This window comes from Neoroseomonas terrae (genome assembly GCF_018129025.1).
GTDB lineage: Bacteria > Pseudomonadota > Alphaproteobacteria > Acetobacterales > Acetobacteraceae > Neoroseomonas > Neoroseomonas terrae.
On record NZ_JAAEDI010000004.1, the window covers coordinates 1 to 19,897 of the forward strand.

Here is a 19,897-nt window from a genome sequence, read left to right on the forward strand (position 1 = left end):
CGGCCCACGGCCCGGGGGTTTTGCACTTTGCGCGCACCTCCAACCAAAGCAGCAACGGCCAACACAACTCGCAGAATGCGGGCAACCCGACGCTTCTGGCTCCGTTCAGAATGCGAGGCGTGGGGAATGAAACGGTGACGAACGATGGTCGAGGAGCGAGCCACCCGCTGTACGCAAGTTCTGTAACGATCTGCGTAGCACAAGCCGGCGGGAGCTACCGGCCATTGAGAGTCGTTCACCACGATGCAAACCTCGCGGCCTCCTCAAGCGGCCGGTCGCGCACCGGCGGCGTTCTCGTGCTGCCGAACCCCGTGGAGACTGGCAAGACGCTCTGGTTCGAGCGCCACATCGGCTCCCTGAAGGGCCTCGCGGCTCGACATGGATGAGGGCGACCTCAGGCCGTTCGGCGTGCATGCAGTAACGGGCGGCGCGACCGCTGCAATACCCGCACCCGGCGCCGAAGGTATCGACTCCTGCATCTTCGACGATCGCGAAACGCGCTGCCGACTGTCGGGACGAACCGGGAACGTCTTCCACGCTTACCTCCCCGGCCTCGCTGAAGGCACGCACTATGGCCTTGGCGCTCATGGTTCCCGTGTTTTGCGGCTCAATCCCCGAAAGCTGTTGCTTGACCCCTGGGCGCGGGAGATCAACCGGCCCTTCACGATCAACGCCGCGCTGTTCGACGATGATCCGGCCGATAGCGCACCTTTTGTGCCAGCTCCTCGATCTGCCGCAAGGAAGGGGGCGGTTAGCGTTTATGAACTGCACGTCCGCGGCTTCAGCAGGCATAACCCGGAGATCCCCGATCGAATTCGCGGGACCTTCGCGGCCCTCGGGCACCCCGCCTCAATGGCCTATCTGCGCGGACTCGGCGTCACTCCTGTCGAGATCATGCCCGCGGCGGCCTGGGCCGACGAGCAGCACCTTGGACCTCTCAGACTCACCAACTACTGGGGTTACAACCCGATCGGCTGGCTGGCGCCGGTGGCCGCACTTTCCGAGGCCGTCGATGTGATTCTGGACGTCGTACTGAACCATAGCGCGGAGGGAGGGCCGAGCGGCCCAACCCTTTCGCTGCGTGGGTTGCACGATGCGAGCTTGTACCGCGCTCAGGACGGCGGCTACGCGAACGAGACAGGCTACGGCAATAGCCGCGCCCTCGACAGTCCCTTTGCGCTGCACCTCGCCATAGATGCGATGCGTCATTGGCTCGATCAGGCGGGGCTGGCGGGGCTGCGGCTCGACCTCGCTACAACGCTGGGCCGCCGTGCGATGGGCTTCGATCCGGACGCGCCGCTGCTACAGGCGATACGGCAGGACCCGCTGCTTTCACAATGCTGGATCATTGCCGAACCCCGGGATGTTGGACCCGGCGGCTATCAACTGGGCGCGTTCCCCCCGGGCTGGGGCGAGTGGAATGACCGTTTCCGCGACGACGTCCGACGCTTCTGGCGAGGCGATGCGGGCAGTTTGAACGCGATGGTGACGCGGCTTACGGGATCACGCGACGTGTTCGGCACCCGGCCCGCGACGGATCCGGTGAATTTCATCACGGCGCATGACGGCTTCATTCTCGCCGCCCTCGTCAGCCATGAACACAAGCACAATGAAGCGGATGGCGAGGACAACCGCGACGGTGCCGATTGCAACCTTTCTTGGAGCCACGGGGTGGAAGGGCCGAGCGACGCGCTGCGCGGGCGCCGCATCTCCGACGTCCGAGCATTGCTTGCGACGCTGTTGGCAGCACGCGGCACGCCGATGCTGTCCATGGGCGATGAGGCCGGTCGCAGCCAGCAGGGCAACAACAACGCCTGGTGCCAGGATAATGCGCTGTCCTGGTTTGACTGGCTCGGCGCGGATGCGGAGCTGACGGCATTCACCACGCGCCTCATTGCAGCGCGTAGCGCTCATCCCGCGCTGCATGCCCCGGCGCCGCTGCTGGGGCTGGCGCATGAATCCGACGAGGCGGACGTGCGCTGGCTCCGCCTGGATGCATCGCCGATGGCTGAGGCGGATTGGAACGACCGCGCTGGGCGTAGCGTAGTGATGCTGCTGCATGCCTTCGGTGATCGCGTGCTGGTGGCGCTCCACGGAGACTGCACTGAAGCCCGCCTTCGCTTGCCGCAGGCGCGCGCTGGCCATCGTTGGCGCATCCTCGCGGACACTGCCGATCCCGCGCGTTGCAGCATCGCAGTCGAGGAGGTGCGGTTGGCGCCCGCTCCGTTCTGTGGTGTGCCGAGATGACCAACGTGCGGCGAGCGGACACGTCGTCCGACCCCGTGCTGCTGGGAGATTTGGCGCGCGCCGCCGGTATCGATACGGACTGGCAGGACGTCGACGGACGGCGCCACGTCGTGCCGGCCGAGACTCTCCGGGGCGTGCTTGCGGCGCTGGATCTACCGGCGAATAGTGCGGCGCAAGCACGTGACAGCCTTGCTCGGCGCCGCGCGTTGCCCGTCGTGCCGACCCCCGGGTCGGGGCATTGCTACCCGCCGCCCGAGGGGCGCCGGTATGCCATCGTGGCGCAGACCTTCTCGTTGCGTCGTAGCACGGATCAAGGCATCGGCGATTACACGGCACTGGCCGAACTGGGGGCAGGGGCTCCGGGTGCGGCGCTCATCGGTCTCAGCCCTCCCCATGCGCTGATGCCGGTGGAGCGCGATCGAGCGAGCCCATATCAGCCGTCCGACCGACGCTTCCTCGAACCTGTTCTGCTCGACCTGGCCGCACTGGCGCCGATGGGGGAGACGGTGGCTGCCGCGCTCGACGTTGCTGAACCGGCCTTTGCGGCGCTCCGCGAATGCACGTGCGTCGACTATCCAGCCGTCTGGGCGACCAAGCGACCCGTGCTGGAGGCGGCATTTCGCGCCGCGCCGCGAAAGGAACTCGATGCCTTCCATCGCGCGGGTGGTCGGGTGCTAGATGATTTCGCGACCTTCGCCGCGTTGTCCGATCGCTTCGGTCCCCGACGCGCTTGGCCGGCTGGCTTTGAACATCCCGGCGACGCGGGCATCGCCGCATTTCGTGCCAATGCGACGGACGCAATCCGCTTCCATGTCTTTCTGCAGTGGCTGTGTGATCGCCAGCTAAAGGAGGCTGCAGCAGCCGGGCCCGGTCTCTATCGCGATCTTGCTGTCGGTGCGGCACCTGACGGATCGGAGGTCTGGTCGCAACCCACCCGCTTCCTACGTGGCTTTTCCATTGGTGCGCCGCCCGATCCGTATTCGGTTTCAGGCCAGATCTGGGGCATTCCGGTGCCGGACCCGCATCGTTCGGCAGCGGAGGGGCACGCCGGCTTCGCCGCACTGGTCGCCGCCAACATGCGCCACGCCCGCGCGCTGCGCCTCGATCACGCCATGGGTCTCGAACGGCTGTTCGTGATTCCGGACGGCGCGGAGGCGCGCGACGGCTGCTACCTGCGCTATGACGCCGGCGGACTGATGACAGCCCTCGCTCGCGAGAGCCGCGCGGCGCAGTGCAGCGTCATAGGCGAGGCGCTGGGCACTGTGCCGGAAGGCTTTAGGGACCGGCTCGCGACCGCGGGCGTGCTCGCTTACCGAGTGCTGTGGTTCGAGCGGGATGCCGCAGGCCTGCGGCATCCCAAGCATTGGCCTGCCTTCGCTGCCTGCTGCGTGTCCACCCATGACCTGCCACCTCTGGCCGGTTGGTGGCAGGGCAGTGACATTGCCGAAGCTGAAGCGCTCGGCCTGCTTGCCCCAGCGGGTGCCATCCTGGCGCGGCAGCACCGTGCGGAAGACCGCGCCGCGGTCGCCGCGGCCGCTGGTACGGATGTCGCCACCTTCAATCCCGACGCGGCGGGCGCTGTCTATCGCCACGTCTCCCAAGCGCCCTGCGCCCTGCTGCTGGTGCCCACGGAAGACCTGATCGGCGAGACGAATGGCGTGAACCGGCCAGGCACCGACAAGGAACGCCCGAACTGGCGACTGCGCCATCCGGTTACCATGGATGCGCTGTTCGCGAATCCCTATGCCACGGCGATCATGAACGCCATCGGTCGCCACTGACGCGTCTTACGCCCTGTCGAAAATCAGCGTCGCCAACGGGGGTAGCGTGAGCGCCACTGACGCATTGAATCCGTGCGACGGCCGCGCATCCGCATAGGCGAAGCCCCCATTGCCGACATTGGCACCGCCATAGATGCCGGCGTCGGAGTTGAAGATCTCCTGCCAGGTCCCACCGGACGGAACGCCGATCTTGTACCCATGCCGCACGACCGGGGTGAAGTTGCACACGACCAGCACCGGCTCCGACTGGCCAGGCCCGTAGCGCAGCCAGGCGAAGACGCTGTTGTCCGCATCATCCATCACCACCCAGCGGAAGCCTGCCGGATCGCAGTCGAGCGCGTGCAGCGCCGGTTTGGCGCGATAGAGACGGTTGAGATCGCGCACCATTCGCTGCACGCCCGAATGGCGCGGCTCGTCGAGCAAGTGCCAGTCGAGCGATCGATCGTGGTTCCATTCCCGAAGCTGAGCGAATTCACAACCCATGAAGAGCAGCTTCTTCCCCGGCTGCGTCCACATGAATCCCAGATAGGCGCGCAGATTTGCGAATCGCTGCCACTCGTCGCCGGGCATCTTGCCGGGCAGCGAGCCCTTGCCGTGCACGACCTCATCATGGGAGATCGGCAGCATGAACTTCTCGGAGAAAGCATAGACCAGCCCGAAGGTCATCAGCCCGTGGTCCCAGCGGCGATAGACCGGATCGTGCTCCATGTAGCGAAGCGTGTCGTTCATCCAGCCCATGTTCCACTTGAAGTCGAAGCCGAGGCCGCCATCACGAGCCTTGCGCGTGACGCCAGGGAAGGCGGTGGATTCCTCGGCGATCAACAGCTTGCCCGGGCAGCGCGCTTCAATGACTTCAGACAATTCGCGCAGGAAGGCGATGGATTCCAGGTTCTCGCGACCGCCGTGGATGTTGGGAACCCATTCGCCGTGGCTACGACTATAGTCCCGATACAGCATCGAGGCCACGGCATCCACGCGCAGCGCATCTACGCCATAATGTTCGAGCCAGTGCAGCGCACTGCCGATCAGGAAGTTCCGCACCTCGACTCGGCCGAGATTATAGATCAGCGTGTTCCAATCCTGATGGAAGCCTTCCCGTGGATCGGCGTGCTCATAGAGCGCGGTGCCGTCGAAGCGTGCGAGTCCATGGGCATCCGTCGGGAAATGCGCGGGCACCCAATCGAGGATGACGCCGAGGCCCGCGTCGTGGCAGCGCTCCACCAGTCGCGCAAAATGCTCGGGTGGGCCCAGCGACCCCTGCGGTGCAAACTGGCCGAGCGGCTGATAACCCCACGACCCGCCAAACGGATGCGCCATGACGGGCAGGAACTCGATATGAGTGAAGCCCATTCCCTTCACATAGGGGATCAGCTTGTCGCCGAGTTCCTCCCACCCCAGCACGCGATCATCGTCACCGCGCAGCCAGGAACGGGCATGCACTTCGTAGACCGCGACGGGGTGGTTCGTCAGGTCACCGGATCCGGCCAGCGCGCGCGGCGGCACGAAGCGTGCCGTATCCGCTACGACTGAACCGGTCGCCGGTGAAGGCTCTGCCTGCCATGCGACCGGATCGGCCTTCATGGGAAGCAGATGACCTTGCGCGTCAAGCAACTCATATTTGTACACCGCGCCAGGTCGTAGGCGCGGGATGAACAACTCCCACACGCCGGCATCGTGCCGCAGACGCATAGGATGCCGGCGTCCGTCCCAGGCGTTGTAGTCGCCGACAACAGAGACGCGACGCGCATTCGGCGCCCAGACCGCGAAGCGCACGCCCGGCACATTCTCCACCACCATCGGATGCGCACCGAGGCAACGGCCGATGTCCTGGTGCCGGCCCTCGCGCAACAGGTGCACGTCGAGTTCACCGAGCAGCGCTCCGAAGCTGTAGGGGTCCTCGGCTTCCTCGACAGTGCCGTTCCAGTCCACGCGCAAACGGTACGGGCCAACGCCGGTCGCGCCCGCAAACAGGCCCGCGGGATGTATCAGCTCCATCCGTGCGGCAGCGTCCGCGGACATCAGCGTCACGGCACTCGCGCCCGGCATGAAGGTGCGAACGACCTGTTGGCCATGGATCAAATGCGGACCCAGGATGGAGAATGGATCGCCGTGCCGTCCCTCGATCAGCGACAGGACGGCATCGGGATGCAGGTCAGTCATGCGCCGTCTCCGGGCCCAGGACGCGCGCGGCGAGTTCATCGAAGCCACGCAGCGGAATGTGCAGCCAGCCGGGACGATTGGCGGCCTCGTAGCAGATTTCGTAGGCTGCCTTCTCCAGAAGGAAGAGATCGAGCAGTGCTTGCTCGCCCTCCGGAACGATCCACGGTCTTGGCGCGAGGGCATGGGCGCCGCGATAGGCAGCGACGAAGGCTTCGCTCGCGCTCTCGCGGAAATTCATCAGGAGTTCGGCGATGCGTTCGTTCGGCACGCCCTGGCCACTTTCCCGCTCCGCACGAACGCCGGCGGCCGCGTAATCGAAGGATCGCAGCAGGCCCGCGACGTCGCGCAGGGGGGACGACTTCGCGCGACGCTGCTGAAGTGGCTTCGCCGGCTCTCCTTCAAAATCAATGATGCAGGCGTCGCCCTGGACGACCAAGGCCTGGCCGAGATGGAAATCACCATGGACGCGGGTCTTTAGCGTCCTCTCCGCCGAGGTCCCGAGCCGCACCGCCGCGGCGAGCAGTGCGTCCCGTCGCGCGATCAGGCCGTCAGCGAGCCGCTGCTGTGCCTCCGTCTCCCAGTTCGCGACGCCTTCCAGCGCCGTGAGTGCCAGCGCGATTTGGGCGGCCGCTGCCTCCCCCCACGCCTGCGCATCGGCAGACGTAGCGAGTTCAGGCCGAAAGGCCGGGTCGTCGCTTTCCTCCGCGAGCATCGAATGCATCTCCGCCAGCCGCCGACCGAGCGCACTCGCGAAGGTCAGGTAGTTGTCGAACACCCCATCGCCTGCTTGCCTCGGAGGATCGGCCAAAGCTTCGGCATCGAGCATCCGGCTGAGGAACTCCGTCGTCCACGTCCATCCATCACCCTGATTCCGAACGAAGCCCTGCAGCACCACCAGCGTCCGAGGTATCCCATCCGGCGAGATCCTCACGACTTCTCCAAGCAGCGGCGCCGTTTGGCCGAAGCCGCGCTCGGTCAGGTAGCGTGTCATCTCCGTTTCCGGACTGATGCCCTCCGTCACGCGCCGCACCAGCTTCAGCACGGCGTGCTCTCCAATAATCAGGGAAGAGTTCGATTGCTCGGCGGAGAGGCGCCGGATCTCCGGATCCTCGGGAAATTCGACGGCGTCGAAGATCGACGTCGGCAGGAAGTGGATCTCACCCTGTCGCAGGGGAATCACCGAGCGGTCCCGCATGCCGCGAAGGACCGAGCCTGGCAAAACGTCCAGCGCAAAGGCGTCCGTCAGCACGCCGACGCGCCGACCGCGGCGGACCCGCGCGAGTGCAAGCTGCTGCGGCAGTGCCGCAGTTGTTTCGTCCTCCCAAGCGATGCCCATAGGCAGGAGGTAGGAGCCGGTGCCCGCCGCGTCATTCGCCTCCACTTCAGCGAGTAGGACCTCCCGACCATCGGCGCCGGCAATCGGTTCCGCGAAGCCAAGGCGAGCTCGGACCGCCGCTGCCTTACCAGCGAACCACCGCCGGCGCGTGAGGTAGGGCGGCAGGATGTCGGTCTCGATGATCTTTCGCGCTGCCGGCTCGAGAATCTCGGCCAGACTCTTTCGCAAGACCAGGGTCGATAGCTCCGACATGGGCTCGGGCGCGGGCGCGTGCCAGTTAGGCAAGGCTGCCTCCGTGGCGAGTAGGAACCAGTAGAAGCCGTAAGGCGGCAGGGTCACCAGATAGGCGAGCTGTCCGATAGGCGGAAAGGATGCACCGCCAACAAGTTCAACAGGGACGCGGCCGGCAAATGGCGCCAGGTCGAGCTCCACGGCTTGCGCCGTGCGGGAAAGATTAGATACGCAAAGGATAGTCTCGCCGTCATGTTCACGCAGATAGGCGAGGATCTTGCGATTGCCGGGATAGAGGTAGCTGAAGCTGCCGCGGCCGAAGGCGCGATGACGCTTACGCACCGTCAGCATGCGGCGCATCCAATTCAGCAGGGAATGTTGGTTGCTCGACTGCGCCTCAACATTGACCGCCTCGTATCCATAAACCGGGTCCATGATCGACGGCAGAACCAAGCTGGCAGGGTCGCTGCGGCTGAAACCACCATTGCGGTCAGGTGACCATTGCATCGGCGTGCGCACGCCATCGCGGTCGCCGAGATGGATGTTGTCACCCATGCCGATCTCGTCGCCATAATACAGCACCGGCGTCCCCGGCATCGACAGCAAGAGCGAGTTCATCAGTTCGATGCGGCGCCGGTCATTCTCGAGAAGCGGTGCGAGCCGGCGCCTTATGCCGAGATTGATCCGTGCGCGACGGTCCGAGGCGTAGGTATCCCAGAGATAGTCGCGCTCCTTGTCCGTTACCATTTCGAGCGTCAGCTCGTCGTGGTTACGTAGGAAGATGGCCCATTGGCAGTTGGGCGGAATTTCCGGCGTCTGGCGCAAGATGTCGGTAATCGGGAAGCGGTCCTCCTGCGCCATCCCCATGTACATGCGCGGCATCAGCGGGAAGTGGAAGGACATGTGGCACTCGTCGCCATCGCCGAAGTAGAGCTGCGTATCCTCAGGCCACTGGTTCGCCTCGGCGAGCAGCATGCGGCCCGGCGCGATACGATCCAGCTCGGCGCGGATCTTCTTCAGGACGGCATGTGTCTCCGGCAGGTTCTCGTTGTTCGTACCATCGCGCTCGATCAGGTATGGGATGGCATCCAGGCGCAATCCATCCACACCGGCATCGAGCCAGAACCGCATGACCGAGAGGACCTCCTTCAACACACGCGGATTATCGAAATTCAGGTCGGGCTGGTGGCTGTAGAAGCGGTGCCAGAAATAGGCCCCCGCCACGGGATCCCAGGTCCAGTTCGACTTCTCGGTGTCGAGGAAGATGATGCGCGTACCGTCATACTTTCGATCGTCGTCGGACCAGACGTAGAAATCACGATGCACCGAACCCTTCCTCGCGTGGCGTGCACGCTGGAACCAAGGGTGCTGGTCGGAGGTATGATTGATGACCAGTTCCGTGATGACGCGAATGCCACGCTCATGCGCCGCGGCGATCAGTCGGCGGATATCGGCCATGTCTCCATATTCAGGATGCACCATCTTGTATTCGGCAATGTCGTACCCGTCATCGCGCCGCGGCGACGGGTAGAATGGCAACATCCATATCGTGTCAACGCCGAGATCGGCGATGTAATCGAGCTTCTGGAGCAGACCTGGAATGTCGCCGGAGCCGTCATTGTTGGAATCGAAGAAGGATTTGATGTGGAGCTGATAGATGACTGCGTCCTTGTACCAGAGCGGGTCACGCTCAGCCATGGAGGCGACTGCATCGGGCGTCCTGCGCGGCATCGATTCAGATCCTGTCAGCGGCGCGAAGGCGCCAGATCGCGAAGGGCAGCGCCTGCGCATCCAGGCGAAGGTGGCGATGGGACCCTTCCCATCGTTCCTCGCCGCCGGTCATGAGGTTCTCAGCAAGGAGAGCCGCGCCGTGGGGGAGCCCCAAGATGGCCTGCGGCAGCTCGATATGGGTCTCTACCGCCGTGCGAGGCGCCATGGAGACTGCGACGAGTACGACGTTCGACCGGTCGGGGGTCGCCTTCACATAGAGCAGGACACCGTCGTGGCCGGATGCGAGTACCGTGGTGCCGAGATGTGTATGTAGCGCTGGGTTCTGTCGTCGCAGACGATTCAGCGCGGTGATCTCTGCCTTGATGTTACCGGGTCGGTCATGATCCCAGACGCGGAGTTCATACTTCTCACTGTCTAAATACTCCTCCTTGCCCGCTCGCAGCGGCGTCGCCTCGCACAGCTCGAAACCGTTATAGACACCCCATAAGCCGGACAGTGTCGCGGCGAGAGCCGCGCGAACCAGATGGCCCGCCCGCCCCGACTGCTGCAGGAAGGTTGGATTGATGTCCGGCGTGTTTACGAAGAAGTGCGGGCGAAAGAATTCAGACACCGGCGCGCGGTTGAGTTCGGTCATGTACTCGCCGAGCTCCCACGCCTCATTGCGCCAGGTGAAGTAGGTATAGGATTGCGAGAAGCCGACCTTGGCCAGGCGGTACATCACCTTGGGCCGCGTGAACGCCTCGGAGAGGAAGACGCAGTCTGGCTCCCGTGCGCGGACCTCGCCGATCATCCATTCCCAGAATGGCAGTGGCTTCGTATGCGGATTGTCGACGCGGAATAGCTTCACGCCCTGCCTGACCCAGAATAGCACGACGTCTCGCAGAGCGATCCACAGATCGGGCACTGCGCTCTTCGCATAGAACTCGACGTTGACGATGTCCTCGTATTTCTTCGGTGGGTTCTCCGCGTAGCGGATCGAGCCGTCGGGCCGATAGGCGAACCAGCCCGGATGCTCCTTCAGCCACGGATGGTCGGGTGAGCACTGGATCGCGAAATCCAGAGCGATCTCCAGCCCATGATCCAGCGCGGCGGCGACCAGGCGCTGGAAGTCTTCAAGCGTCCCGAGCGCCGGATGCAGCGCGTCATGACCGCCGGCCTCGGCGCCGATGGCATAGGGGCTGCCTGGGTCGCCGGGGCTGGCCGTCAGGCTGTTGTTGCGGCCCTTGCGATTCTTCTTTCCGATCGGATGGATCGGCGGGAAGTAGAGAACGTCGAAGCCCATCTCCCGCACGCGCGGCAGCTGCGCAATGACATCGTCCAGGGTGCCGTGGCGGTTCGCGTCGTCGCTCTGCGAGCGCGGGAAGATCTCGTACCAGGATGCGAAGCCTGCTGCGCGCCGTTCTGCGTCAAGTGGCAATACTGGTTCGTGGATCAGCTCGAAGGGACGCTGATCGGCAGCTTGCATCAGTTCCATGATGTCGGGGCGGCCGAACAGCGCCACCGCCGCCGAGGCCTCCATGTCCGGCATTGCGGCGAGTGCCGCATTGATGCGCGCGGCGCCCATAGTGCAAAGATGAGGACGGCTGGCCTCGAGCAACGTCATGCCCTCGCGCCGTTCCAACGCGATGTCGATGCCGGCGCCATGCTTGGCCCGGATTTCATCGAGGAAGGCACCGTAAGCATCGACCCAGGCGCAGATGGTATAGGCGTACCGGCCAACTCGTTCTGGCACGAATTCCGCCGTGTAGACGTCATTCCCCATGTGGCGCATCGGAACTTCACGCCAATCAGTCTCGTCGGCAGCACGCCAGCGCAGCCGCACGGCGAGTTTCGTCGCTCCGTCAGTGAAGACGTCGGCGGAGACTGTCACGGGATGGCCCACGATGCGCTTCACCGTGAAGCGGCCGCCATCGACCGTCGGCGTAACTGCCTCGATCGCGATGCGGGGCGATTGCGCGAAGGCGCGGACGCCAGCGTCACCAAGATCGGGGGAAGAGCGTATCGGGTGGCTTTCCCCGATGAGAAGGCTCCGCACCTCGGCTGGCTGCAACTCAAGCCGAACATGCCCCTGCATGGAGCCCGCGGTTGGCAACGCTTCGGCGATCTGCCCGGCTGTTGCCGCCGCGCCGCGATGCAGGGACTTGTTCACCAGCACCAGCATGCGCCTGCCATCGTCGTGCTGCCGCAACACCTGCGTCACGGGCGCACGAGGGCCCGATATCACGATAGGCGGGCCGCTGGAGGCCGCTCCTCGTTGCAGCCGTCGTTCCCGATTGGCGTCCCGGATGACCTCGAGGAGATCGATCCGAGGGGATTGTCGAAGCGCTTCGAAAGCGCGGGCCTGTCCCGGCCCATGACCCATCCGGTTCAGATCGCCGTACTCGAACCCCATCGGCATAAGCCAGGCAGCTCCGGTCAACGCTGCGAACCTCAGCGCACGCGCGGCCGCTCGCTCTGCCCCGTCGGTATGGCGGCTGGCCAGCCTTGGCGCGAAGGGAGCTTCCGGCATGGCCAGCACCGGCGCCACCAGAGCCAGCCGCGCGCCTTCCTCACCCCACCAGGCGTCCTCGAAATTCCACCAAGGAAGCGACGAGACAGTGAAGTCGAAGCCCGCGCTCTTGAGATCGTTGACTTCGGCCGGGCTCAGGCCCGGCGTCCATGCGATGAACTGGATACTACTCCGATCTGCGCGCGCGGCATCGATCAGCGGCTTCCAGAATCGACAACCGAGCCCGGCATCGAGGCAACGGAACCCTGCGATGCCTGTGTCCGTCCAACGTATGACGCGCCGCGACCACCATTCGATAAGTGCCTCCGGCGCCGGATCTCGAAGCCGTGCGCCGGGGTCTGACAGCCGCCGCGGATCATGCATCTGATCCGCTTCGGCACCCGCGTGGCGCCATTCGGGATGCTCGCGGAGAACAGCGGCGTCGTCATCCACGAGAGCGGTTCGCAGGTCCAGCAACGCCTGCAGCCCCGCGCCTCGCGCCATCTCACAGATGCTTGCCAACCATTCGGTGGCATCACCGCCGCCGATACACGCATGCAACTTGTCATGGTCCGATGACAGAAATAGCGTGCCGTCGCGTCCCGCGGCGAAGGGCGGAGCGATGAGGATGGCGTCGAATCCCAGATCCGCGATGCGCGCCAACGCTCCAGGCCAGAGATCCAGCGCCGGCATCGCGAGCGGGTTGACATAGTAGTATGCGTTAGCTTGTGCGGCATCCGCCACTAATGCGGCCCCCTTTCAACCTGCCACGATCGAATCCCGCAGCAGGGGGATAACCGCGCGGAACGGCCCAGGTTTCCCGCGCGAGATGGTCGCTTCCTGGTGAGGACGGGGCCTGGCGGCGAAAATGCACGGCGCAGAGCCTGCAACTGCTATCGTCCCGGGCGGTTGTAGGATTGGCGCTTTCCGTCCGGGCGCCCCAGCGAGGATATTGATGTCAGTCTGCGCGCCGAATCTTGAGGAGCGGCTCCCCGGCCGGATTCACAGGTGCAAGCCTCCTCCATCCGCCAGGGGGCTGCGCTTTTTGCGATCTAACGACGGGGCCTTCGATGCTGGGGAGCAGGCCGACTCTCGCGGGTGCTTGGATGCGGCGCTTTCGCTTATGGAAAAAAACCCCGACGTTGGTGTGTCGGCCGAACGGTGCGCCGACAAAAGGCAGGCACGGCACGTGACACCGTCCCGGCGTCGTCACAAGCACGTGCGGCGATGACAATATCCGAACCTGGGGCGCCGTTTCCCTTCGGTGCCTCGATCACGCAACGCGGTACAAACTTCGCGCTATTTTCGGATAATGCCGACGAGGTTGAGCTTTGTCTCTTCGACAACCATGGCGACCGGGAAACGGAACGCCTCTCCGTGACCGAATGCACGGACGGCGTATGGCATTGCCATCTTCGCGGGATCGGACGCGGCCAGGTCTACGGCTGGCGTGTGCATGGTCCCTGGGCGCCGGAGCAGGGTTACCGCTTCAATCCTGCCAAGCTCCTTCTTGACCCCTACGCGCGGCAACTCGTGGGCGACCTGCGTTGGAACGATGCTCTGCACGCCTACCCTGTCGGCGCGGGCGAGGATGCGGATCTCATCAGGGATGAACGCGACAGCGCTCAATTCATGCCGAAGGCCCGAGTTGTTGCCGAACTGCTACTCACTGCTACGGCCAAGCCGCGGAATCATTGGCCCAAGACCATCATCTACGAAGGTCATCTGCGCGGATTGACCATGCGGCATCCGCTGGTGCCGGAAGATGTTCGCGGGACCTTCGCAGCCCTGGGTTCCGCACCGATGATCGAGCATCTGCTCAAGCTCGGCATCACGGCGGTCGAACTCCTGCCCGTGCAGGCCTTTGCTCAGGACAGGGTCCTCGTCGATCGCGGCCTGCGCAACTACTGGGGCTACAATACCCTGGGATTCTTCGCGCCGGAGCCGCGCTATCTAGGCGCCGGCGGCTTGGACGAAATTGCGATGGCGGTCGACCGGCTCCATCAAGCTGGGATCGAGGTGATCCTCGATGTCGTTTACAACCATACCTGCGAAGGAAACCACCTCGGCCCGACATTGTCGTGGCGCGGCATCGACAACACCAGCTATTATCGGCTCCAGCCCGGCGAACCACGTTACTACGACAACCTCACCGGATGCGGGAACGCGCTGAATACCGAACACCCGCGCGTGCTGCAGATGGTGATGGACAGCCTTCGGCTCTGGGCGACGGTTTATGGCGTCGACGGTTTCCGCTTCGATCTAGCGACGACGCTCGGTCGTCGGGCCGACGGCTTCGACCCGGGACATCCACTGTTTCACGCGATGCGCCAGGACCCCGTGCTGGGTCGCGCCAAGCTGATCATGGAGCCATGGGACATCGGCCCCGGCGGCTACCAGCTCGGCAATTTCCCTCCCGGCTTTTCGGAGTGGAACGGCGACTACCGCGACGTGGTGCGAGAGTTCTGGACGGGGTCGGAGGGCCTGCTACCGGCGTTCGCGACGCGCTTTGCTGCCTCCTCGGACCTCTTCGGTGAGGGCCGGCGACGCCCCTGGTCGAGCGTCAACTTTGTCACCGCGCATGACGGCTTCACGCTGCAGGATCTCGTTTCCTACGAGCAGAAGCATAACGAAGCGAATGGCGAGGATAATCGCGACGGCCATGACGACAGCAGGAGTTGGAACTGCGGCGCCGAGGGTGACACCGACGATGTGGACGTACTGGCCTGCCGGGCGCGCCAGAAGCGCAACCTCCTCGCGACGCTGCTGCTCTCTCAGGGCGTGCCGATGCTGCTGGCGGGTGACGAGATCGGCAACTCCCAGGGTGGGAACAACAATGCCTATTGCCAGGACAACGAGATCGGCTGGGTGGACTGGACTCGTCAGGATGCGGCGCTGACCGACTTCGTCGCTCGCCTCACGGATCTGCGCCTGCGCCGAAGTGCATTGTCACGGCCGGCCTTCCTCACGGGCGCCCGGAACGAACGCGGCGTGCCGGATGTTGCCTGGTTTGGCGCCAACGCCGCGCGGATGACCGAAGGCGAGTGGAATACGCCGCATGCGAAGTGCCTCGTCGTTCGGCTCGCGCCGGCCCAGGCCGGTGATGTTTCTATGCTCATTATGCTGAACGCTGCGAACCACGGCGTCGAATTGCTGATACCGCCCGGCGGAACAGGGCAGTGGGAGGCCGTGCTAGACACGGCGGAGCAGCTCGAAGGCCAGCGCCGTGCCGCGGGCGAGAATGTGATCGCGGAGGCTCGATCTCTCGTCGTCTGGGAATCAAGGGCGTGACGCGGTTCGGTCCTGTGCTCCTGCCCGGTGGCGGCGTGATGTTCCGCCTCTGGGCGCCGGATGCGTGCAGCGTTGCCGTGGCTCTGCCAGGGCGATCCCCCATAGCGATGGAAGCAACCTCAGATGGCTTCTTCAGCCTGACTGTTTCCGACGCGGGTCCGGGCCAGCGCTATCGGTTCCGCATCGGCGAGCACGAGGTGCCGGATCCCGCCTCGCGCCGGCAGGATGGCGATCCGGCGGGATGGAGCGTCGTCCAGGCTCCCCTGCCGCCCATGCGCCAGGCCTCTCCGCCGCGCCCCTGGCACGAGGTGATCCTGACCGAGTTGCATGTCGGAACGGCGACTCCCGAGGGCACCTTCGAAGGCATCGCGGCGCGCCTTGATCATTTCGCTGCAGCCGGGTTCACCGCGATTGAGCTCATGCCAGTCGCCGAGTTTCCCGGGTGCCGAAACTGGGGGTACGATGCGGTCTTGCCGTTCGCTCCCGACGAGGCTTACGGCTCTCCCGCAGCTTTGCGCGACCTCGTCGATGCTGCGCATCATCGTGGCCTCGGCATGGTGCTCGACGTCGTCTACAATCACTTCGGTCCGGAGGGGAACTATGTTTCCCTTTTCGCGGCGCGGTTCTTTAACGCCGCGCACACCACACCGTGGGGCGACGCTATCGATCTTGGTGAGCCGCTTGTACGGCGGTACTTCATCGAGAACGCGCTCATGTGGCTCACCGAGTACGATTTCGACGGTCTACGGTTCGATGCCGTGCATGCCTTCGCCGCACCGGGCGGTGACGTGTTTTTGCGTGAGCTCGCGGAGGCCTGCCGCTCTGTGAAGCCAGACGCCTGGCTAGTGCTGGAGAATGACGACAACGCGGCGCGCTGGCTCGAACGCGACACAATGGGACGCCCACGCTTCTTCACCGCACAGTGGAACGACGACGCGCACCACGCGCTGCACGTCGCCTCGACAGGCGAGCGCCGAGGCTACTACGCCGATTTCTCCAAGGACCCGATTGCGGATGTCCAGCGCGCGCTGGCTGAGGGCTTCGTCTATCAGGACAACCCCTCAACCCACCGCGGCGGCAAGCGTCGAGGCGAGCCGTCCCGACACCTGCCGCCCACGGCGTTCGTCAACTTCGTGCAGAACCACGATCAGATAGGCAATCGCCCCCGGGGCGATCGACTGGCGGCAAGCATGGATGCCGCACGTCTCGACCTGCTGCGCTTCCTGTTGCTGCTCGAACCGGCGGTTCCCTTGTTCTTTCAAGGAGAGGAGGCGGCGCTCGATACGCCCTTTCCATTCTTCTGCGACTTCGCGGGCGAACTTGGGGAGGCGGTGCGCCGCGGGCGCCGCGAGGAATTCCGGGATCTCTTCCACGGCACCGCCGAGGTTCCTGATCCGCTCGATCCCGCCACGATGGAATCGGCGAAGCTGGCATGGGATGCGTTGACGCCCACGGCGACGGCGCCGTTCCGCGACCTCGTCGCACATCGCGAGCGCCTTGTCATACCACTGCTTGGCACAGCATACCTTGGCGCGAGCACCATACGAGAAGGCGCCGCTCTCGTTTGGAGGTGGCGCTTTGCATCCGGGACGCTCTGCCTGGCCGCCAATCTGGACACCATCGCCGTGGATCTGGATGTGACACCAACCGCGGGATCCGTGTCGGTTGGCGACGCAGACTTCGACGGAAGCGCGTTGAGGCTGGGAGCGTGGTCGGGTTGCGCCTGGGCCGAGCCGGCGTGACCGGTGTCTCGGACTGGCGGGCCACCTACCGGTTGCAGTTCCACGCCGGCTTCACCTTTGACGACGCGCTTCGCGTCCTTCCCTACCTGTGCCGCCTCGGCATCAGCCATGTCTATGCATCGCCTATACAGGGCGCACGGCCGGGATCGACGCATGGTTATGACCAAGTCGATCCCACCTGCATCAACCCGGAGCTTGGCGGCGAGTTGGGCTTCGAGCGCTTCAGCGATGCGCTGCGCGCGGCTGGCCTCGGCCTGCTGGTGGATATCGTCCCCAACCACATGGCGGCGCACCGCACTAACCCATGGTGGATGAGCGCGCTCGCCGGCGGTCCCGAGGGGCCCGCTGCGGGCATCTTCGATATCGACTGGGATCGCCATAGCCAGGTTCTGCTGCCAGTGCTTGGCGGTACCTTGGCCGAGACGCTGCAGAAGGGCGATATAGCGCTGTCGGTGGATCCGGCAGGGTGGCTGGTCGCCTGCGCCTATGGTGAGCATGCTTGGCCGTTGCGCGCTGAGGATACCAGCGACCTGCTGGAGGCGGCGGCGCTGCCGGAGGTCGCAAGGCAATGGCGAGAAGATCAGAGCCCGGAGCGCGCCAAGGCGCGCGAAGCCGTCCGCCGCGTTGACGCAGCCGGCCGTGAGCGGCTCGCGGCGCTTCTGGCCAAGCAGGACCTATCGACGCTGATCGCGCGGCAGCATTGGCGGCCCACGCATTGGCGCGCGGGCCGGGATGCACTTTCAACCCGCCGCTTCTTCAACATCAATGATTTGATCGGCGTTCGGGTTGAGGCGGAGAGCGTCTTCGCGCTCATGCATCAGCTTCCGTTGGCACTCCTACGCGCCGGTCGAATAGACGGCCTCCGCATCGACCATATCGACGGCCTTGCTGACCCTGCTGGATATTGCGCGCGGTTGCGATCGGAGGCGGGCGCCGAGGCGCTGATCGTTGTCGAGAAGATCCTTGGCGAAGGAGAAGGTCTTCGAACCGATTGGCCGGTGGACGGGACCACAGGCTATGAGCGGCTCAATATGATCAATCGCCTTTTTGTCTGCCCGGTGGGCCATCGCGCCTTGGCGCAGTCACTCGCGAGCGATGATGGCGCGGTCGCGGGTGATCCCACGCGGCGGCTTGCCGCCGCGAAGCGCCAGGTGCTGGAGGAGAGTTTCACACCGGAGATCGAGCAGCTCACCGAGTTGGCTGTCGGCGCGGCGGCGTCCGATCCGGCGCTGGAGTTCGCGGCGCCTACGCTGCGCGCAGCGCTCACCGAGCTGATCGTCCATTTCCCGGTGTACCGGAGCTATCTCGTCGCCGCGGAGCCGGCAGCGCCCGACCGGGATCTCTACGCAGCCAGCCTGAGTGCCGCGGAGGCTTGCGGCGATCCATGGATCACCGCAGCCGCGAATTGGATAGCTGACACGATCCTGCACGGCTCGGGCCGTGATGCCGCGGCGCTACGCCGCCGGTTTCAGCAGCTTACCGGTCCGCTCATGGCGAAGGGGCTGGAGGATACGGAGTTTTATCGGAGCGTAGCGCTGCTTTCTCCGAACGAAGTGGGAGGAGATCCCGCATCGCCAAGTATTTCGATCCCCGCCTTCCACACGTGGGCGGCGCGCCGCGGACTGACGGAGCCGCGCGATATCACCCCGCTGGCGACCCACGACACGAAGCGAGGCGCGGAGACGCGCGCGCGCCTAAATTTGTTGTCGCATGCACCTGCCGAATGGATTGGAAGGGTGGCACGCTGGCGCAGGATGAATGCAGGCCTGCACGGAAAGGATCGCCCTGACACGACGGATCAATGGCTGGTCTATCAGACGCTATTCGGCGCCTGGCCCATCTGCGCCGACCGGCTGTGCACGTTTGTCGTGAAGGCGCTGCGTGAAGCGAAGCGCCATACCCGCTGGGAGAACCCGAACGAGGTTTATGAGAGGTCGGCTCTCGACTTCGCAGAGGCGCTCCTCGAACATCCGGACGCGGCGGCGTTCCGGTCAGAGATGGACGCCATCGTCGCGGAGACGGCTTTGGCAGCGCGATACAACGGCTTGGCCCAAGCAGTGCTGCAGCTGACGCTTCCGGGCGTTGTCGACATCTACCAAGGAACAGAGTTCTGGGACTTTTCCCTCGTCGATCCCGACAACCGGAGACTGGTGGACTACGAACAAAGAGAAGATGGCCTTGGGATGCCCCTGCCGCCGATCGCGAACGATGAGGTCGGGCTGGTCAAGCAACGCCTGGTCCAAAGGCTGCTCCACCTGCGGCAGTCGCGACCTGAGCTATTTCGTGGCTACGCGGCGATCCCGTCTCAGGAGGACGGATGGATCGTCTTCACAAGAGGCGGCGGGCGAATGGTTGTGGCGGTGTCCTCGCGGAATTTAGGGGCAGGCGCCTTACCGCGGCTACCGGACGGGGTGTGGCATGACGTCCTTGCGGATATGGGGGCGGATGTCCGACAGGCGGTCCGGATCCTTGTGAAGCGGGACGGAACGATAGCGGACCGGGCCGTGAAACAGCTGAGCGGATAGGGTCGATGGCGGCCCGTCTTGTGCAGGATGTTGGCTACTGTCCGTGATTGTTCAGCCACGTGGTAATGGTCTGTGTGGTAGGCCTTATCGCCCCCTAGGCACCGCGGCGTGGTCGCTATGGGAGGGGGGTGTTCGAACCGAGATGCGGAACCAAGCCTGCTGTTGGTCCTGCCGGCGGTTCAGGGTTCGCACGGTCACATACTAGTCTCGACAAGCGCTCATCTTGCCGTGCTCATTCGCTCTGCTTGCCCCATGAACTCCTGCCATGCCAGCATCACCGCAACCTGGCCTGAGCCAGGACAAGAAGGGTGGGAGCGCGCGGATATGGACAATATCGGTCTCAATCGCCGACGCCTGTTTCAAGG

At 64.7% G+C, this 19,897-nt stretch carries 9 protein-coding genes; 6 read left to right on the forward strand and 3 right to left on the reverse strand.

The window, feature by feature from the left end:
- From GXW78_RS03960 to malQ, 3 genes are all read left to right on the forward strand, one after another.
- The coding region (locus GXW78_RS03960) for a hypothetical protein (RefSeq protein WP_211866248.1) at window positions 1-386 on the forward strand (386 nt) is incomplete at its 5' end.
- A complete protein-coding gene (locus GXW78_RS03965) occupies window positions 379-2,247 on the forward strand; it encodes a glycogen debranching protein (protein WP_211866249.1) in 1,869 nt (622 codons plus the stop codon). The genes GXW78_RS03960 and GXW78_RS03965, both read left to right, overlap by 8 nt.
- On the forward strand, window positions 2,244-4,028 hold the full coding sequence (gene malQ / locus GXW78_RS03970) for a 4-alpha-glucanotransferase (RefSeq protein WP_211866250.1): 1,785 nt from the start codon (window positions 2,244-2,246) through the stop codon (window positions 4,026-4,028). Before GXW78_RS03965 ends, malQ begins: the two co-directional genes overlap by 4 nt.
- A 6-nt stretch (window positions 4,029-4,034) precedes the next feature.
- Here the strand turns inward: malQ and glgB are convergent, their stop codons facing one another.
- From glgB to GXW78_RS28440, 3 genes are read right to left on the reverse strand one after another with little or no spacing between them, the layout of a single operon-like run.
- Entirely contained in the window at window positions 4,035-6,188 is a 2,154-nt protein-coding gene (gene glgB, locus GXW78_RS03975) for a 1,4-alpha-glucan branching protein GlgB (RefSeq protein WP_211866251.1), read from the reverse strand.
- Complete coding sequence (gene treS / locus GXW78_RS03980) at window positions 6,181-9,486, reverse strand: maltose alpha-D-glucosyltransferase (RefSeq protein ID WP_456307074.1); 3,306 nt, start codon at window positions 9,484-9,486, stop codon at window positions 6,181-6,183. The genes glgB and treS overlap by 8 nt, the downstream gene beginning before the upstream one ends.
- Before the next feature lie 4 nt (window positions 9,487-9,490).
- A complete protein-coding gene (locus GXW78_RS28440; protein WP_211866253.1) occupies window positions 9,491-12,718 on the reverse strand; it encodes an alpha-1,4-glucan--maltose-1-phosphate maltosyltransferase in 3,228 nt (1,075 codons plus the stop codon).
- Window positions 12,719-13,201: 483 nt separating this feature from the next.
- On the opposite strand from GXW78_RS28440, the gene glgX reads away from it, so the two are divergent.
- From glgX to treY, 3 genes are read left to right on the forward strand one after another with little or no spacing between them, the layout of a single operon-like run.
- Complete coding sequence (gene glgX, locus GXW78_RS03990; RefSeq protein WP_211866254.1) at window positions 13,202-15,265, forward strand: glycogen debranching protein GlgX; 2,064 nt, start codon at window positions 13,202-13,204, stop codon at window positions 15,263-15,265.
- Window positions 15,266-15,279: 14 nt separating this feature from the next.
- Complete coding sequence (gene treZ, locus GXW78_RS03995; RefSeq protein WP_338147689.1) at window positions 15,280-17,007, forward strand: malto-oligosyltrehalose trehalohydrolase; 1,728 nt, start codon at window positions 15,280-15,282, stop codon at window positions 17,005-17,007.
- Entirely contained in the window at window positions 17,004-19,532 is a 2,529-nt protein-coding gene (treY, locus tag GXW78_RS04000) for a malto-oligosyltrehalose synthase (RefSeq protein ID WP_211866257.1), read from the forward strand. The genes treZ and treY overlap by 4 nt, the downstream gene beginning before the upstream one ends.
- Window positions 19,533-19,897: the final 365 nt, after the last annotated feature.